Source organism: Kiloniella antarctica, from assembly GCF_042682825.1.
Classification (GTDB): Bacteria; Pseudomonadota; Alphaproteobacteria; order Kiloniellales; family Kiloniellaceae; genus Kiloniella; species Kiloniella antarctica.
The window spans coordinates 234,670-251,870 of the sequence record NZ_JBHUII010000004.1 but is presented as its reverse complement, the minus strand read 5'-3'; the positions used below and the strand labels follow the sequence as shown (position 1 = coordinate 251,870).

Sequence of the window (17,201 nt, the reverse complement as noted above, 5' to 3'; positions counted from 1 at the left end):
TATTCTATTTTATAAGATTAATTTCGGAATATTTTTGATTACCTCTTATGCGGTTATCTTTAACTGCCGCCTCGTACTTATCAATGAGGCGGCTTTAAAAATCAGTGTAAAATCAGCGCATTGTTAGTAGCTTAAATCCAGCGAGTCCAAATATGATTGATGCGGTACCTTCTATCCAACGCCGGAAAGAGCCGTAGAGCGCGATCATTTTTTTTGTGGAAAAGGCGAGAGCATACCCCCCGAAGACAACAATTCCCATAAGCCAGCAGCCACCAACGATCACATATGAAATTTCGACTGGGGCCTGAGGGCTGACACCGACGGCAATAATGGAGAGCCAGGCAAAGATGGATTTTGGGTTGGTCAGATGGATGCCAAGGCCCAACAAGAAATACTGTAATCCAGTTCTATTCTTGCCAGTATCGAGTGCTTTGGGTTCTTCTGAGCGCAGACAGGATCTGAATGATTTATAAGAAAGCCAAAATAAATAGAGCCCCCCCACAATCCGCATTGTGGTCATAAGCCAGGCATAGGAAAACAAAAAGCTGGAGAGCCCAATTGCAGCCAAGATGCCCCATGTTAAGGATCCGATCACCACGCCTGAAGCAAGAAGGACACCGGGTTTTCGTCCCTCACTCATCGATGTTGCCATGATCGCAAGATTGGCGGGGCCGGGGCTGATAGTTGCAACCAGATAAGCGATATAGGAAATGGATATTGCGGGTAGATAGGGAAGAATATCGTTTATTGAGTTCATGATCTCGGCCTTATTTATCAGGTTGGGTCGGGGCAAGGTTGTTCGATAGAGAGGTCGGGGACAATAGGTCAGTCTTTGATGTTGATTTGGCGTCTTGTCTTTTTGCAAAACGTTTAGCGCCTGCGACACATAATACCACTGCACCTGTCACGGTAACCATAGACCAACTTACGGTTTCTTCCAAAAGGCTTGCGGCTAGGACGAGACCGAAAAAAGGTTGTAATAATTGCAACTGTCCAACAGCTGCAATACCACCTTGTGCAAGGCCGCGGTACCAAAAGATAAAACCGATCAACATGCTAAAGAGAGATATGTAAGCCAAACCAATCCAGGCGGATTGTTCAATACCAACAAAAGAAGCGGGCATGGTATAGATTGTCAGAGGGGCCATAAGGGGAAGTGAGAGTACGAGCGCCCATGATATAACCTGCCAACCGCCGAGCTTGCGGGATAGTTTCGCGCCTTCTGCATATGCAAGACCACATAAGATAATGGCAATAAACATGAGGATATCGGCAAAGCCGGATCCACCGCCCCCTTGGGTTAAAGCATAACCCGCAACAAGTGCTGAACCAAGCCCTGAGAATATCCAAAAAACAGGGCGGGGGCTTTCGCCCCCGCGTAACACCCCAAATATCGCCGTAGCCAGAGGCAGCAGGCCAATGAACACGGTCGAGTGGGCCGAGGTGACTGTTTGTAAGGCGAAAGCAGTGAGCAGAGGGAAGCCAATTACGACCCCGCTGGCCACAATCACAAGAGAGAGAATATCTTCCTTGGCAGGGCGTTTTTCTTTAAAGGCCAAAAGCAGAGCAAGTGCCAAAATTGAAGCAATGCTTGCCCGCGCGAGAGTAAGAAACAACGGGTCAAACGAGGCCACGGCGGCCCTCGTTGCAGGGAGAGAGCCGCTGAAAATCAGCATACCTAAAAAGCCACAGATCCATCCGCTCGTTGTCTTGTTCATATCGTTATCACCCATTTGAGCCTGTAAAATGGCCAGCTCACCAATCGCATTCGATTTCAATTCCATTGCAATTATATTTTCTGGCACCGTTTCTATGTAGGTTGCGGTAAGAATTTTAACCAGATACAGTTCAGTACAATATTTTAAAACTGTACTGGCTATAGGATAGGTACAGATGGTGCATGATCAGAGGTGAGGTGAAAGATATTGGGTGATAAATTAAGGGATGATATGGGAAACCATCCTTTGGCGCGGACCTTGGTCGAGCAGGTCATGCAGGCCATAAAACAACGTATTTCGGCCCGAACTTTGGCTCCAGGGGCAAAGCTTCCTTCTATTCGGAGTTTTGCAGAGGTAATGCAGGTTTCCAAATCCACGGTGGTCGAAGCCTATGATCGTTTATCTGCAGAGGGGGTTATCCTCTCCCGACGCGGGGCTGGTTTTTTTGTTACAGGTCAAAATTCAGGGCACTATACGCCTTTATCTCTGGCAGAAATTGGTCCGAAGCTGGACCGAGAAGTGGACCCGCTTTGGGTCTCGCGACAATCCTTGGAAGCGGGCGAGCAATATCTTAAACCGGGGTGTGGCTGGATGCCAGCGTCTTGGATGCCAGAGGTGCCCATTCGAAAGGCTTTACGGAACCTCTCACGTGCCAATGATGCAATTTTAACTGAATACGGATCACCTCTAGGGCTTTCAGAGTTACGTCAATTTTTGGCACGTCGAGCTGCAACTTATGGAATTGAGGCCAGCCCAGATCAAATTATGCTTGCCGGGTCGGGCACGCAGGCGATTGATCAGCTCTGTCGTTATTTGTTGGAGCCAGGGGATTGTGTGATCGTCGATGATCCCTGTTATTTTAATTTTCACGCTCTTTTACGTGCGCACCGGGTAAAGGTGGTGTCGGTTCCCTTTACTCCAAACGGGCCGGATTTGGTCCAGTTTGAGCAAGCGTTAAAAGAACATCGGCCGCGATTGTATATTACCAATTCTGCCCTTCATAACCCGACCGGGGCAACCTTGTCACCAGTGGTAGCCCACAGAGTACTTAAGCTATCAGAACAATATGACCTCACCATCATCGAAGACGATATTTTTGCTGATCTGGAACCTGAACCTGCCCCAAGGTATGCAGCCTTTGATGGTTTGGATCGTGTGGTGCATATTGGGTCTTTCTCTAAAACTCTTTCTGCTTCAATACGCTGCGGTTATATCATTGCACGTCCAGAATGGATTGATGGATTGGTTGATCTGCGTATTGCGACCTCATTTGGTGCCGGGCATTTTTCGGCAGAACTGGTGTTGTCCGTTTTAAAAGATGGCGGATACCGTAAACACATTGAAGCGTTGCGTACACGCTTAGCTGGGGTAATGAGCACAACAACCACCCAATTAACTAACTTGGGTTTCAAACCGTGGATAGAACCGCGTGGGGGCATGTTTTTGTGGTGTGAACTTCCAGAAGGAGTGGACGCAACTGATCTTGCGCAACGGGCTCTGGCTCAAAATGTCGTCCTTGCGCCGGGGAGCGTGTTTAGTCTGTGCAAATCTGCGAACAGATTTATGCGATTTAATGCAGCTCAAGCTCAAGATGTCAGAATTTTTCAGACTTTAGCAGAGCTGTTATAAGAAGATCATCATTGCAGCAGTGGTTGGTATATTTATCTTGGAATAGATAACCTATTATTTTTTTAATCTTATTTTTTTTGTTTAGGAAAAATTAAGGTTTAGCTATGTATTTTCAACGATAATTGCATACTATTGTATGTTTTGGTTGATGTAGAAAATATTTATTATTCTTTGTAAGATTGTGTTTTTGATTTGTTTATTAATAAAAAATATAACTTTTACTGATTCATAAAATTTAAACTACTCATCCTTTAAGAGCTCAATCTGTTGTTATTTATAGGAAAATAGTCTTATTTTATTTGGCTATTGGTGTAGGATACATGATGTTAGGTTTTAAAGCTAAGAGTACGAATAAGCTCTCTAATAATGATAATAATAGGTTCAGTTCTAATGAGATGAGATCAATGCTTTTTGCTCTTGATAAGTCTCAAGCTGTAATTCAATTCAAGCCTGATGGGACGATTATCAACGCAAATGAAAATTTTCTGAGCGCACTTGGCTATCGTCTAGATGAGATTAAAGGCAAACATCATAGTTTATTTGTTGGACCAGAATATGCAAAAACACCTGAATATCAAAGGTTTTGGAAAAGTCTTGGGCAAGGAAAATATCAGGCTGCTGAATACAAACGCATAGGAAAAGAGGGGAATGAAGTATGGATACAAGCCTCTTATAATCCTATTGTAAACAAAGCAGGTAAAGTAACGATGGTGGTTAAGTATGCCACTGATATCACCGCAGAAACTTTGCAGAACGCTGACTATCGTGGCCAGATTGATGCTGTTAACAAATCTCAAGCTGTAATCTCTTTTAAGCTTGATGGCACTATTATTGAAGCTAATGAGAATTTTCTTGGGGCAGTCGGGTATGAACTGGCCGAAGTGCAAGGCAAACACCACAGGATCTTTGTTGAACCAGATTATGCAAAAACCTCTGAGTACCAGCTGTTTTGGGATAACCTCAGACAAGGGAAATATCAGGCTGCTGAATACAAACGAATTGGAAAAGGCGGGAAGGAAGTGTGGATACAAGCTTCTTATAACCCTATCTTTGACCCGAGCGGGAAACCTTTTAAAATCGTCAAGTATGCCACTGATATCACAGGACAAGTTCTTGCAAGACAAGAGGCTGAACGTGTTGGGAAACTTGTAGATACCAACCTGGATAAAATTTTGGCCTCTGTTGAAAAGGCAAATGGGCAAACCGGAACGGCCTCAACGGCATCTAATCAAACCTTGCAAACTGTACAGTCGGTTACTGCTGCGGCAGAGGAGTTTGAATCTTCTACTAATGAAATTGCCAAAAGTATGATGGCATCAAAAAGGGAAGTAGATACCGCGATTAAAGAGGCAACAGTTGCAGATGAGTCCACACAAAAACTGACAACAGCCGCCCAAGCCATGAATAATGTGGTTACTGTAATTCAAGATATTGCAGGCCAAATTAATTTATTAGCACTGAATGCGACAATTGAATCTGCACGTGCCGGTGAGGCAGGAAAAGGCTTTGCTGTTGTTGCTTCTGAAGTTAAGGCGCTTGCCAATCAAGTTGCGACCGCTACAGAGCAAATATCTTCAGAAATTAGCAGCATGCAGAATGTATGTAATGATGTTGTCGGTGGGTTACAAAGTATTCGAAGTGCTGTCGGTGCAGTTGAATCAAGTGTTACAGCTGTTGCGGGGGCTGTTGAAGAACAAACAGCGACAACACGTGAAATTACTCTGAATATGCAATCAGCTGTGGCTGCTGTTGGCGAAGTGAATACAGGCCTTGATACAATTTCCAGCGCTGTGAACGATGCGAATACCTTTGCTCGGGAAGGGATTGAGCTTTACCGGAGTATACAGAAAACAGGGTCTTGATCTGGTAAGCGTGTCCTTAGCCTTTATGCTTTTAGTGTTTGGTGAGAGCTTTAAACAACTTTCTCCATAGTAATATCGGTGGTTTTGTAACCGAGTGAAGCATAAAGGGCGTGGGCGGTTTTGTTGAAGGCAAAGACGTGGAGGCCGATTTTATCAATGCCGTGTTTACGAACTTCGGCTTCCAACGCCATCATGGTCGCTTTGCCGAGACCTTGGCCTCTCACTGCTTGATTGATTTCAATATCATAAATAAAGGCAGATTTTTTACCGTAATGTTCTTTGATCGCAAACCATGTGGTACCGACGGGTTGTTCAGCCGCATTGAGTATGGTGAAGATATAGTTGTTTGGGGTTTGTAATCCTTGAGGTAGGCCGTCTTCATATGACACTTTAGAGAGCTTTAGGGCCTGCTTGGCGCTATAGCCTGATTGTTGTTTGTCTTCGGCATAGGCTTTTATACCGTGTGCTTTCCATGCCGCATAGTCTGATTGAGACATGGGGACAAGTGTGGCTGTACGGCCAGTTTTTTCTGTCAAAGTAAATTATCCTATAACCTGTATCGTATTAAGCGTAGTGGTATAAGTCATTGGATAGTTATAACTTATTCATGTGGGTTGTAAACTTATTCAGCTAATACACGTCAAATGTAAAAAGAGGAACAGCAGATAATAATTTTCTGCTGCTCCTCTTAATTTAGCCGAGATGAATTCTCTCGTTAGTCTTTTTTAGGATAACCCTTACGCTTTAGCGAAGAAGAACCTGATTTATCCCGGGTTTTATCACCAGTAGGTTTATCACCCTTACTTTTGAAAGGTTTGCCAAAGGCGCCATTATTACCTGATTTGTTTGCCGATTTGTTATCGTAAGATTTTCTACCGCCTTTGGGGCCTTTATAACTTCTTGGCTTATCAGCGTATTCACCTTTTGTATCAGGACTATCAATGCCATCGTCAATCCAGGTCTTTTTAGCACCATCGGCTTGTGGGTCATTGAATTTTCCGTCTGAACCAAATTTGCCTCTTGATTTTGGTTTTCCGCTTTTGTTGGCGTAATCACGTTCGCCAGCTTTACGGTCTCCAAATTTCTTTTTGGCAAAAGGCTTATCGCCAAACTTCTTATCACCGAACTTTCTGTCGCCGAATTTTTTGTCACCAGACTTTTCATCCTGAGTACCTGAATTGTTACCTTCGGCGGCTCGGTTACTATATTCTTTACTACGATCACTTCTGTTGAAGTTATCGCGGAACGGCTTTTGCTTTTTGCTGTCACGTGGTTGACGGTGAAAGCCTTTCGCATTTTTGTCGTCCATCACATCATCGGGCTCTTCGGGAATACCTTCGAGACGTTTGACGGTAATCGTTTTTTCAATCCGGTCGTTGTTGCCGATGGTTTCAAAGAACTTTTCAGCACCTTTTGGTGTCAGCTCTACATGGGTTTCCGCCATGTGAATGCGGATGGCACCGATTTCATTTTTAGTGATGCAACCTGCGCGACATACCATAGGCAGAAGCCATTTCGGATCGGCAGTGTGTTTGCGGCCGACTGTCATGGAAATCCAAACGCCGTCTTCGAAATCTACACGTTCTTTGCGCGTAGCACCGAAGTTATCATTACGGCCACCTCTACCGCCACGTTCTCCGCCGCGATCACCACCTCTGTCGTCTCTGTCTCTTCCGCGATCTCTATCTCTGCCGCCACGCTCGTCACGATCTCGACCACCTTTATCAGAGCGGCTGATAAGCTCTTCCGGTGCCGGACGCCCAGCATTTTGGGTACGGATCAGGGCTGCAGCGATCTGTTCTGCGCCGTGTTTTTCCAAAAGCTCTTTTACAAAAGCTTGTTCGTCATCTTTTACCGGCTCAATAAGCGTCGGTGTCGCGAGGAAACGTTCACGGTCACGTTGGATGATCTCTTCGACTGACGGTGGATTAGCCCAAGTGGCCTGTACTTTGGCGCTATCAAGCAGGCGTTCGGTACGTTTGCGCCAGTTGTAAGGCACGATTAACGCGGAAATACCCTTACGGCCCGCACGGCCAGTACGACCTGATCTGTGTAACAGGGGCTCACGACTTTTTGGTATATCCGCGTGAACCACCAATTCCAGATCAGGAAGATCCAGGCCACGTGCCGCAACATCAGTTGCGATACAAACTTGTGCACGACCATCACGCAAAGACTGGATTGCGTGGCTACGTAAGTTCTGGCTCAATTCACCAGATAGCGCCACGACATCGAACCCACGATTGGCAAAACGGCTTACCATATGGTTCACCGTGGCACGGGTCGCACAGAACACGATAGCATTTTTAGGTTCGTAAAAACGGATCAGGTTAAGGATCGCATTTTCTTTGTCGTTAGGGGCCACAGTTAAGGCGCGATATTCAATGTCGCTATGCTGCTTTTCTTCGGCTTTTGTGCTGACACGCACGGCATTACGCTGATAGCGTTTGGCAAGCATACCGATAGAGCGCGGAACCGTTGCCGAGAACATCAGGGTACGACGTTCTTTTGGTGTGGTGTCGAGCATGTACTCAAGATCATCACGGAAACCAAGATCAAGCATCTCATCGGCTTCATCCAGAACAACCGCGCGAAGGGCGCTGATGTTCAAAGAGCCACGTTCGATATGATCGCGTAGACGGCCCGGGGTACCAACAACGATATGAGCACCGCGATTAAGCGCACTACGTTCTGTACGCATATCCATGCCGCCAACACAGGTCGCTGTGTGAGCGCCCGTATTTGCATAGAGCCATTCCAACTCGCGCATCACCTGAAGGGCAAGTTCGCGTGTTGGTGTAATAATCAGGGCAAGAGGCGCAGCAGCACGTTTGAAACGCTCATCGTCGCCAAGTAGTGTTGGCGCGAGTGAAATACCAAAAGCAACGGTCTTACCTGACCCCGTTTGAGCGGAAACCAAGGCGTCGGCATCGCGAAGTTCTGGTGCAAGTACAGCCTTCTGCACAGGGGTCAGAGCTTTATAGCCTTTTTTGCCAAGGGCTTTTGCAAGAGCAGGGTGGACACCTTCAAAGGGATCGACCTCAATTACAGGCTCTGCTTCATGGACTTCTTCTACAGACGCTTCTGAGGGCGCGTCCGCTGGAGCAGTCTCTGCTTCGACAGTCTGAACGGGCTCAACAGCTTTCACTGCTTTTTTAGCTTTTGCTTTTGGGGCTTCTACGACTTCTGCTTCCGCTTCTGGAGCTTCAACAGTTTTTTTGGCTTTTGTGGTTTTCGGAGCTGCTTTAGGTTTTGCTTCTTTTTTGACTTTTACAGCTTTTTCTTTTGTCTCAGTGCTATCAGAAGACTCAATGTTATCTGAAACCTGGGTGTTATCTGAAACCTTTGGTGCCTTTTTAGGTTTGGCAACTTTCTTTGGCTTGTCAGCTTTTTCTACAACGTCTTTCTCGGCAGCTACAGATTTTTTTGCCGTTTCAGCCTTCGTCGTCGCTTTTGCTTTAGGCTTTGTTTTCGTTTCGGCCTTAGCTTTGGCGGGGGCTTTCGCAGGCGCTTTCGCCTTTGTCACTTTTTTGGGCTTAGCGGCTACTTTTTTTTCAGCCTTAGCAACATTAGTTTCGTCATTTGCTTTTTCGTCATTTACCGGGGTTTCCGAATTAGACATGTGTTTTTCTCTCTGAGTATGAAACAGAACTTTCCGGCTTTTGTCGTTCCGGAGGGGGTTCTGGCTGCGCGGCAAGGGCCATCAGTTTGACGGCATCATTTTAAGGCGCTGCAATAATAAGTAAAGTTATAGGCCGCAATGCACTATAGGGCGGCAGTGTGTCTTTGTGTTGTGATCTCGTTTAGGCAATACTGGCGCTGTTGTACGTCGGGATGGCTTGGATGTAAAGCTAACAGATAGATCCCTAACGCTTTCTTTATATAAAGAGATTGGCTAGGCTGTGTTGGATCTCTTTTTTACAATCATAAATAATCTTACAGGAGAAGGCGTTGGAAGCCACATGTCATTGTAAAGCCGTTCGTATTAGCATTGCTCAAAAGCCTGAGTTTCTGGTGAGCTGTAACTGTTCCCTGTGCCATCGTTACGGCACACTTTGGTGCCATTTCCCGTCAGAAAAAGTAACCGTGGAATGCGAAGAGAGTGCAACCAAAGCCTATAAATGGGGTAAAGAAACCATCGACTTCCATCACTGTGCTTCCTGTGGCTGCGTGACCCACTGGAGCAACGTCGAAGGACACGAAAACCCCCGGATAGCAATCAACGCCCGCCTTTTCGACCGTACCGAAGCCGCAGATATCAAAATCCGCAAGTTCGACGGCGCAGATAGCTGGCAGTTTGTTGATGAGTGAGGAGAGAGATTGAGTAATCATCTTTACATTATTTCTCCTGATTATTATGAATAAATTCATCCCTATAATTGTGATTTTAAACTGGCTAATAGTATGAAGCACTTTATCTTTTTTGTTTTTATGTCGCTGTTTGTTCTAGAATTTACTCCAAACTTGGCGATTGCAGATACATCATCAGAACAGTCACAAAGCGAAGTTGAATTTCAAAAAGCTGTTTCTGCTTTAAAAGCGGGTGATAGAGATTTGTCTGTATCTATTTTTACAGAGCTTGCTGAACAAGACCATGTAGAGTCTCAATATGAACTTGCAACCATCTTTTTCAATGAACGTGGTGGACCAAAGGGGAAAGGAAAAGAAGCCTATCACTGGTATAGATTAGCAGCAGAAAAAGGTCACGCTAAAGCGCAACACAAACTTGGTTTAATTGCTTCAGTTGGAATGTTTGGGCTGAAGAGTACTGAGGTTGCTATTAAATGGTATGATAAGGCAGCAAAACAGGGTTTGGTCGAAGCACAACACGATCTTGGTCTGTTTTATGTAAAGTACTTTACTCGTAATTATGTTCATTCTTATGCTTGGCTCTTAAATGCCGCTTCGAATGGGCACGCGACTGCTGGGCGTAAGTTGAAGGTTCTTTCTAACCACATGGCACCGCATCAAATATCAGAAGCAGAAAAGCTAGCAGATATGTTACTGCGCCCAGATTCAATAACATCTAAACCCGCAAGTTTATTAAGATGGGATTTTAAAAGCGGCATAGATGCTTATAAAAAAGAGGATATGAATACTGCCTTTGCAATTATTTATCCCTTGGCTCTTGATGGATATCAAGAAGCACAATACCAAATTGCCCTTATGTATGAAAAGGGAGAGGATGCGCCACATGATGAACAGATCGCTTTTCAGTGGTATGAAAAAGCGGCTTTAAGAGGCTTTCCTCAAGCACAATCTGCGTTAGGTTTGCGCTATGCTATTGGAAATGGGGTTAAACAAGATTTTGTACAAGCGTATACATGGTTAAGTATAGCCAATGCCTATCAAGATGTTGAGGCTTCTGAGCTAATCGAAATTATTGATTTTCAACTAGACTCAAGCCAAATAAAGCAAGTCGAAGAAGATGTGTCTGATTGGGTCACCAATCATCCGAAATTTACTCCTAATCTTAATCGAAAAGGTGCTCCTCGCCCACAATTTTAAGTTTTGCGGAAACAGTAGAAATCTCTTATTAGGAAGACCTATTGATGTCCGCAATGAACCATTTTGGAGCAGATTTTCGATAGCTGAATTGTTTGCCTGGAACGAGTACTGATGGTTCATCAAAAGTCGTGATCGTTAGAGAAATTTTATCGTAACCTTCATCTATCGCACAAATGGAACCGCCGCAGTTTGGGCAAAATCCACGTTGGGTTTTTTCAGAAGATTTGAATTTTGCAGGCTCACCACCTGGGCCTGTCCAGGAAAAATTCTTAAGTGGAAATTCAACCCAAGCAACAGTTGGTGCACCCGACCATGTTTGGCACATTCGGCAAGAACATAGATGTGGAAATGTCGGTTTGCCTGTGGCCTGAAATCGAATATGCCCACACAGACATCCCCCGGAAAATTCTTTTGGCTTTTTTGTCATATAACATTGGCCCTATAGGTGTTCAATTTGGGGATTTTATCGGGTGAGAACATGAAGACAAGGAATACTCTTAAGCGTCATCAAAGTTAAAGTTTAAGTCCCACAAAACGTTGCATGGACGATCTCCTCGGGTTTTGGCGGCAGTTCGATATCTGCGCGTTCGGGTTGCTCGTTATAGGGATCAGATAGCACCGCCAGCAGGCGTTCGAAGGGGGCGTAGTCTCCGGTGATCGCGGCTTGGATCATGGCCTCGATCTGGTGATTGCGGGGGATGAAGATTGGGTTGACGGATTTCATTTTTTCATGACGTTCAGCAGGTGTGTTTTCGCCTTGGGAGAGACGTTTTCTCCAACTCACGAGCCAGTTGTCCAGTGCCTCGGGTTCCTTAAACAAATCTCTGAGGTTTTCAACACTGCCTCCTTTATCATCTCCGTCCTCTAACAGAGAGCGAGCAACGCCCGTGAGGTGGCGGAAGAAGAGGGTGAAGTCGACTTCGTTGTCGGAGAGCAGTTTCAGGCTGTCGCCGATAAAGTCGGGGTCGCTTTCTGTGAGGGTGAGCAGGCCTAATTTTTCACCAAAGCCATTGAAGTAATAATCGCTAAAGATATCCTGGAAACCGTCGATAGTTTCTTGGCCGATGCCGACGGCGATATCCGGGTCTTCGTGTAAGATCGGCAGCAGGGATTGGGCGAACTGGGACAGGTTCCAATGGGCGATAGAGGGCTGTTTACCCCAGGCGTAACGCCCGGCGTGGTCGATGGAACTAAATACCGTGCCGGGGTGGTAGGTATCCATGAAAGCACAGGGGCCAAAGTCGATGGTCTCTCCTGCGATTGACATGTTATCGGTGTTCATGACGCCGTGGATAAAACCGACCTGCATCCAGCGCGCAATGAGGTACGCTTGTTTGTCCATCACTGCCTCTATCAGGGCGCGGTAGGGCTGATCAGCCTTTGCTGCCTCTGGATATTGACGGGCAATGATATAATCGGCGAGGATTTTGGTCGCTTCGGTATCTTTGCGGGCGTAATGATATTGAAAGGTGCCAACACGGACATGGCTTTGAGCGACGCGAGTAAAGACAGCACCGGGTAGGGGACCTTCTTCACGCAGGATGCGTTCACCTGTTTCAACGGCCGCGAGGGCGCGGGTGGTTGGGATGCCAAGTGCCGCCATGGCTTCACTGACCACGTATTCACGCAATACCGGGCCAAGCCACGCACGGCCATCACCACCGCGGGAATAGGGGGTACGACCAGATCCCTTGAGATGAATGTCTCTGCGGATACCATCTGTTCCCACTGTTTCTCCAAGCAAGATAGCCCGGCCATCGCCAAGCCGTGGCGACCAACCACCGAACTGATGCCCGGCATAAACCATCGCCAGAGGGCTTGCGCCTTCCGGGATGGTGTTGCCTGCAAAGATTTCAGCGGCTTTGGCTGTATTTAGGTCTTCAGGGGTAATCCCTATAAGCTCGGCAAGGGCAGTGTTCATTTTGATCAGCTTTGGCGCTGCCACAGGTTTTGGATCCTGTCGGGTATAGAATTGTTCCGGGAGGCGTGCGTAGCTGTTATCAAAGGGGATTTTCATAAGGGATACCGAGCTTTGGTTTGAATGTGATCCTTAAGGTAGGCACTGTACCCTCTTGCGACAAATGGAAAATGGGGACACGGGTATAGTTTGCCAGATCAAGCTTTTTTTTGCGCTGAATAATACAATTCTTGTCGTGAAATCTAAATTGATAAAAAAGTAGAATCTGGGCCCTTGGTCTTTGTTCGAAATCTTGAAAGGCTATATATTAATCGATCACTGATTTATTCTTTAGATCGGTTAGTTCTTGAAGGAGAGTATCTCTCAGTCCGATATTAAGCGTTTCAGCCTTTAACTTTTCTAAATGCCAAATAACTCTATCATGTAGTGTCGGATCGTATTTTAAGCAGACACCTATTAACAATATGGCTGCTATTTCTTTTTTCTTATCTGATCCAACTTGTAGGATGTGAAAGTAAATTGATGCACCTCTAGAGACTTCACGGTGGCAGTCATCCATTATGGTTTGTTGTAAAGAATCTACTGTTCCGAAGCCTATCTCTGCAAGTAAGTCGAGACAAAAGGGGCGTGCCTCTTTAGGACAGTTTTGTAATATTTCAAGGACACAAGGCACTACTGCTACAGCAGCTTGATACAAGTCCCCTTGCACGATGACATGATTATCAATACGCCAATAAGCATCGTGTGCCTGATTTTTTGTTATTGCACGAGAAAGGTCCAGAAGAGCAGTTGAGATGTTCGAATTTGAGCTGGGTACCGTTTCAAGTTTACGCCAATCGTGACGGTTAATTTCACTCAAAGGCAAAAAATACCTGTAGCATTATTTAAGTTTTCCCGATTAAAGCGTATCATCAAGTTCATCATGAATTTAGTGATAACATTAAGGAAATACAACTTAAAGTGATTGTTATGTTAATTATAGAGAATACCGGATATTAACAATTTTGGAGTTAAAGATTGGCGCGAAAAAAAAGTGATTACAATCCGGATCTCTCTGCTGATGTGGGGCTTACGATTAAGCGGGCTGAGCATGCGGGGCTAAAGCTGGCGATTATTGGGCGATCTGTTTCACTGGTTTTACTCGGGGTGTGGCTGGTGCTTTCCCGGGTGTCGAACAACCCGGATATCGCGATCAGCTTCGCGTTTTTGGTTGGGGGCTTTCTGGTTTTGGGGCTTCTCCATTACAGACTGATTGCAACACGCTTTGATTTTTTTTGGATAAAGTATCTCTTTATCACATTGGATATTGCCATAATTTCCGCTCTGATCGGGACCCAACCGCTCTATCCGGAGATGGACCTTCCTGCGGTGATCATTTTTCGCAGTTCCTTGTTTCCGCTTTATTTTGTCATTCTGGGGGTGGCGGCCTTTAGTTTTTCACCCCGCCTTGTTCTGTGGTCCGGTGTGGTCGGGGCGCTGGGATGGCTTGGGGCCTATCTGGCAGCTGCGAAACGCGACGTTCTGGTTCTGGATTGGTCAGATATTCCCCTCAACCCGACAGCGCAACAGGTGGTTGATGTTATTCTCAACCCAAGGTTTGGCGGTACGGGCAGTCGGTTTCAGGAAGGCGTGATCCTGATCGTTGTGGCGTTGTTGATCGCGATTGTGATGTATCGGGCGCAGATTACTTTGCGTGATAAAATCTCTGCCGAGCGCGACCGTCAGTCCATTACCGGGATCTTTGGTCGTTTTGTACCGGAACCAATTGTAACCGCCATGATAGAGGACGAAGGGCTTTTAGAACCAATAGAGCGTGAAGCCACCATTCTCTTTGCTGATGTCGTTGGTTTTACAAGCCTGACGGAACGTCTAGGGCCAAAGAAAACCGTTGAAGTCCTCAACAGTTATTTTGATGAGATGACGGGTATTGTGACCGACCAAAATGGCATCGTTGCCACCTTTCACGGTGATGCTATTTTGGCGATTTTTAACGTACCCTTGGAAAACACAGATCACACAAGGCATGCGCTAAAAGCCGCAGAGGAAATGCTGAGTAGAGTTCAAAACAAAAGCTTTGCGGGGGAAGAAATCTCTATTCGCATTGGGTTGAACAGCGGCTCTGTGATTGCTGGAAATGTCGGTGGGGGGGGGCGTCAAAGCTATACCGTTTATGGTGATGCGGTGAATCTTGCTGCTCGAAAAGAAAAAAATGTATCGTTACTTGTGTCTGAATATACAAGATCCAAATTAACTGATCCGTCCCTTTTGAGATTGATGGGGAATACAACGGTTCGGGGGCAAAGCCGCCCATTGGACGTATTTACGCTTGAAGAGTGTATTCTTTGAGCGTTTTCGCCGCTTTGTTGTAAATAAACTCTTCAACTTTGTCGTGTTAGGATCATTCCTTGTAAAAGAGGGATCAGTTTTTATGTGCGCATTTAGGACGTTGGAAACTGTAGGCCTCGTGACAAAATACCTCATGATATAATGTCTGATGATGCGGGTGTGTAATTGATGAGGCGTTGGAAACGAGGTCACCATAAAAAGATAATTCTGGGGATCAATAGATGACGATACGTAACAAGCTTATGTTGTTAATTTCAGTGTTGTTAAGCGTCACGATTTTAATCGCGGGCACAATCAGCTATCTCCAGACCACCGAGTTGGTGTCAAAGCGACTTTATAACAATGAGCTTCCTGCGACCGTTTCTTCGATCCGAAACGATATTGAGAAAAAACTAAACGTTTATCTGACGACTTCTTTTGCTGTTGCGGATAATACCTTTGTACTCGATTGGTTTGACCAAGGGGAACCAGCAGAAGGTATCGCTGGATGGCAGGCTTATGCCGCACGGGTTCAGCAGAGAACAAAGGCTTTTAACGTATCTCTGGTATCTAACGCTACGCGAAAATATTATGATCAAGATGGTTATAACGAAGGGGCGAGCGGAGCCATCAAGTTTTGGTTCGACGCTTTTTTAGAGAGCAATCAATCTTATGAAATGGTACTCGATAAAAACGAAACCACGGGTGATAAATGGAAGATGTTTACCAATGTCAGGGTTGATGTTGGTGGTAAACTTGCCTCTGTTGGGCTTGGGGTTGGAGCGGAAGAACTTGCCAAAGACATCGCCAATATCAAGGTGGGTAAATCCGGCTATGTTTATCTGACTACGGCAGATGGCACCATCAAACTTCATAGAGATGCAGAGCTTATCGGTAAGGAGAATATCACCAAGGCTGTTGGGATATCAGACGTTGCTGGAAAGCTTTTGGCGGTATCATCAACCGAGGGTGAAAGTGGGGTTAATCTTGCCAATTATACTGGTGTCAATGGTGAGATGATTGTTGGTGCATCCTGGATACCTTCTATCCAGTCCTTTGTTATTGTTGAGGTGCCCGCGATTGAAATTTTTGGCGAAATCACGCAATCCATGACCGAAATCGCCTTGATTGTTCTGGTTATCCTGATTGGAGCTGTTTTTGTGGTCTTTCTGATTGCCCGCCAGATATCTTCACCGATTAACAAGATTACGGCGGTGGTGGGTGAGCTAACCCAAGGTAATACGAATGTGGAAGTCCCTGCGCAAGAAGGCAAAGACGAGATTGGTGCGATCGCCAGAGCAGTTGAAGTTTTCAGGCTTGGTATCATTCAGAACACAAAGCTTGAAGAAGAACAAAAGGGTGCTGCAGAGCGCAATGAAACTGAAAAACGCAGACTGATGGCAGAGATGGCCGAGGATTTTGAAAGCAGTGTTGGCTCGGTGGTAGAGTTTGTGTCGAAGGCTTCATCCGATCTTAGTCAGACCGCGCAATCTATGTCGGCGATATCAGAAGAAACCCGCGCGCAAGCAGCAACAGTTGCCTCGGCTTCGACTGAGGCTTCAGCAAATGTACAAACCGTGGCTGCCGCAACCGAAGAGCTCACGGCCTCAAGCAACGAGATTAGCCAACAGGTTTCGCAGTCTGCCACCGTGGCCAGAGAGGCGGTGGACCAAGCTACTCATTCAAAAGATAATATTAGCGAGCTTATCAAGGCGGCGGAAAAAATTGGCGAAGTGATCAGCCTGATTACTGATATTGCTGAACAAACTAATCTTTTGGCCTTAAATGCCACGATTGAAGCGGCGCGTGCCGGAGATGCGGGTAAAGGTTTTGCTGTTGTGGCAAGTGAAGTTAAAAATCTGGCTAACCAAACCGCGAAAGCAACGGATGAAATCCGCGGTCAGGTCGAAGGTATTCAGTCCTCTACGCAGCTCGCGGCTGATTCTATTGACGGCATCAGTGTAACAATCCAGCAAATTGATCAAATCGCCTCTTCTGTTGCGGCAGCAGTCGAAGAGCAAACTGCGGCGACACAGGAAATTGCACGCAACGTGGATCAAGCAGCAGCCGGGACCCGGGAAGTATCTTCTAACATCAGTGGCGTAACCGAGGCATCGGGCGAAGTGGGGAAAGTTTCCAATCAAGTTCTTCACGCAGCCAGTGAGCTTGGTATAAATTCAGATCGCCTGAAAGAAGAAGTCGCAAAATTCCTCACGCAGATTAGAACAGGAACTTAAAGGC

At 46.0% G+C, this 17,201-nt stretch carries 13 protein-coding genes; 6 read left to right on the top strand and 7 right to left on the bottom strand.

All coding sequences use genetic code 11. The features are described 5' to 3' along the window. Positions 1–112: 112 nt before the first annotated feature. Positions 113–757: a LysE family translocator gene (locus tag ACFSKO_RS08110; protein WP_380250305.1), complete on the bottom strand. Its 645-nt coding sequence runs from the start codon at positions 755–757 to the stop codon at positions 113–115. Positions 758–767: 10 nt separating this feature from the next. Beyond that, positions 768–1,784, bottom strand: a complete 1,017-nt coding sequence (locus ACFSKO_RS08105; protein ID WP_417457430.1) for a DMT family transporter — start codon at positions 1,782–1,784, stop codon at positions 768–770. Between the two features lie 141 nt (positions 1,785–1,925). Here ACFSKO_RS08105 and ACFSKO_RS08100 point away from each other — a divergent pair, with 141 nt between their 5' ends. Together ACFSKO_RS08100 and ACFSKO_RS08095 are read left to right on the top strand one after the other, a co-directional pair. Beyond that, positions 1,926–3,347, top strand: coding sequence for an aminotransferase-like domain-containing protein (locus ACFSKO_RS08100; protein WP_380250303.1), 1,422 nt, complete (start codon positions 1,926–1,928; stop codon positions 3,345–3,347). Positions 3,348–3,751: 404 nt separating this feature from the next. Further along, on the top strand, positions 3,752–5,209 hold the full coding sequence (locus tag ACFSKO_RS08095) for a methyl-accepting chemotaxis protein (RefSeq protein WP_380250300.1): 1,458 nt from the start codon (positions 3,752–3,754) through the stop codon (positions 5,207–5,209). A gap of 50 nt (positions 5,210–5,259) precedes the next feature. On the opposite strand, the gene ACFSKO_RS08090 is transcribed toward ACFSKO_RS08095, so the two are convergent. Both ACFSKO_RS08090 and ACFSKO_RS08085 read right to left on the bottom strand, forming a co-directional pair. Further along, positions 5,260–5,745 carry a GNAT family N-acetyltransferase gene (locus ACFSKO_RS08090; protein ID WP_380250298.1) on the bottom strand — a complete coding sequence of 162 codons (486 nt, stop codon included), beginning with the start codon at positions 5,743–5,745 and terminating at the stop codon, positions 5,260–5,262. Between the two features lie 179 nt (positions 5,746–5,924). Further along, positions 5,925–8,831, bottom strand: a complete 2,907-nt coding sequence (locus ACFSKO_RS08085) for a DEAD/DEAH box helicase (protein WP_380250296.1) — start codon at positions 8,829–8,831, stop codon at positions 5,925–5,927. A 329-nt stretch (positions 8,832–9,160) separates the two neighbouring features. Here ACFSKO_RS08085 and ACFSKO_RS08080 point away from each other — a divergent pair, with 329 nt between their 5' ends. Both ACFSKO_RS08080 and ACFSKO_RS08075 read left to right on the top strand, forming a co-directional pair. Beyond that, positions 9,161–9,520: a GFA family protein gene (locus ACFSKO_RS08080; protein WP_380250294.1), complete on the top strand. Its 360-nt coding sequence runs from the start codon at positions 9,161–9,163 to the stop codon at positions 9,518–9,520. A 93-nt stretch (positions 9,521–9,613) separates the two neighbouring features. Beyond that, the gene (locus ACFSKO_RS08075; RefSeq protein WP_380250292.1) at positions 9,614–10,717 is read left to right on the top strand and encodes a tetratricopeptide repeat protein; all 1,104 of its coding nucleotides are present in this window, start codon (positions 9,614–9,616) and stop codon (positions 10,715–10,717) included. A gap of 28 nt (positions 10,718–10,745) precedes the next feature. On the opposite strand, the gene ACFSKO_RS08070 is transcribed toward ACFSKO_RS08075, so the two are convergent. From ACFSKO_RS08070 to ACFSKO_RS08060, 3 genes are all read right to left on the bottom strand, one after another. Further along, the gene (locus ACFSKO_RS08070) at positions 10,746–11,144 is read right to left on the bottom strand and encodes a GFA family protein (RefSeq protein WP_380250290.1); all 399 of its coding nucleotides are present in this window, start codon (positions 11,142–11,144) and stop codon (positions 10,746–10,748) included. A gap of 93 nt (positions 11,145–11,237) precedes the next feature. Then, the gene (locus ACFSKO_RS08065; protein ID WP_380250288.1) at positions 11,238–12,734 is read right to left on the bottom strand and encodes a protein adenylyltransferase SelO; all 1,497 of its coding nucleotides are present in this window, start codon (positions 12,732–12,734) and stop codon (positions 11,238–11,240) included. Between the two features lie 208 nt (positions 12,735–12,942). Beyond that, positions 12,943–13,494, bottom strand: coding sequence for a hypothetical protein (locus ACFSKO_RS08060; protein WP_380250286.1), 552 nt, complete (start codon positions 13,492–13,494; stop codon positions 12,943–12,945). Positions 13,495–13,652: 158 nt separating this feature from the next. Here ACFSKO_RS08060 and ACFSKO_RS08055 point away from each other — a divergent pair, with 158 nt between their 5' ends. Together ACFSKO_RS08055 and ACFSKO_RS08050 are read left to right on the top strand one after the other, a co-directional pair. Beyond that, entirely contained in the window at positions 13,653–14,981 is a 1,329-nt protein-coding gene (locus ACFSKO_RS08055) for an adenylate/guanylate cyclase domain-containing protein (protein ID WP_380250284.1), read from the top strand. 221 nt (positions 14,982–15,202) lie between these two features. Then, entirely contained in the window at positions 15,203–17,197 is a 1,995-nt protein-coding gene (locus ACFSKO_RS08050; RefSeq protein ID WP_380250282.1) for a methyl-accepting chemotaxis protein, read from the top strand. Positions 17,198–17,201 lie beyond the last annotated feature (4 nt).

Excerpts from the sequence above, each read along its gene's own strand:
- ACFSKO_RS08095 (WP_380250300.1), top strand. The coding sequence starts at position 3,752 with ATGCTTTTTGCTCTTGATAAGTCTCAAGCTGTAATTCAATTCAAGCCT.
- ACFSKO_RS08070 (WP_380250290.1), bottom strand. The coding sequence starts at position 11,144 with ATGACAAAAAAGCCAAAAGAATTTTCCGGGGGATGTCTGTGTGGGCAT.
- ACFSKO_RS08050 (WP_380250282.1), top strand. The coding sequence starts at position 15,203 with ATGACGATACGTAACAAGCTTATGTTGTTAATTTCAGTGTTGTTAAGC.
- ACFSKO_RS08110 (WP_380250305.1), bottom strand. The coding sequence starts at position 757 with ATGAACTCAATAAACGATATTCTTCCCTATCTACCCGCAATATCCATT.
- ACFSKO_RS08105 (WP_417457430.1), bottom strand. The coding sequence starts at position 1,784 with ATGGAATTGAAATCGAATGCGATTGGTGAGCTGGCCATTTTACAGGCT.
- ACFSKO_RS08075 (WP_380250292.1), top strand. The coding sequence starts at position 9,614 with ATGAAGCACTTTATCTTTTTTGTTTTTATGTCGCTGTTTGTTCTAGAA.
- ACFSKO_RS08065 (WP_380250288.1), bottom strand. The coding sequence starts at position 12,734 with ATGAAAATCCCCTTTGATAACAGCTACGCACGCCTCCCGGAACAATTC.
- ACFSKO_RS08085 (WP_380250296.1), bottom strand. The coding sequence starts at position 8,831 with ATGTCTAATTCGGAAACCCCGGTAAATGACGAAAAAGCAAATGACGAA.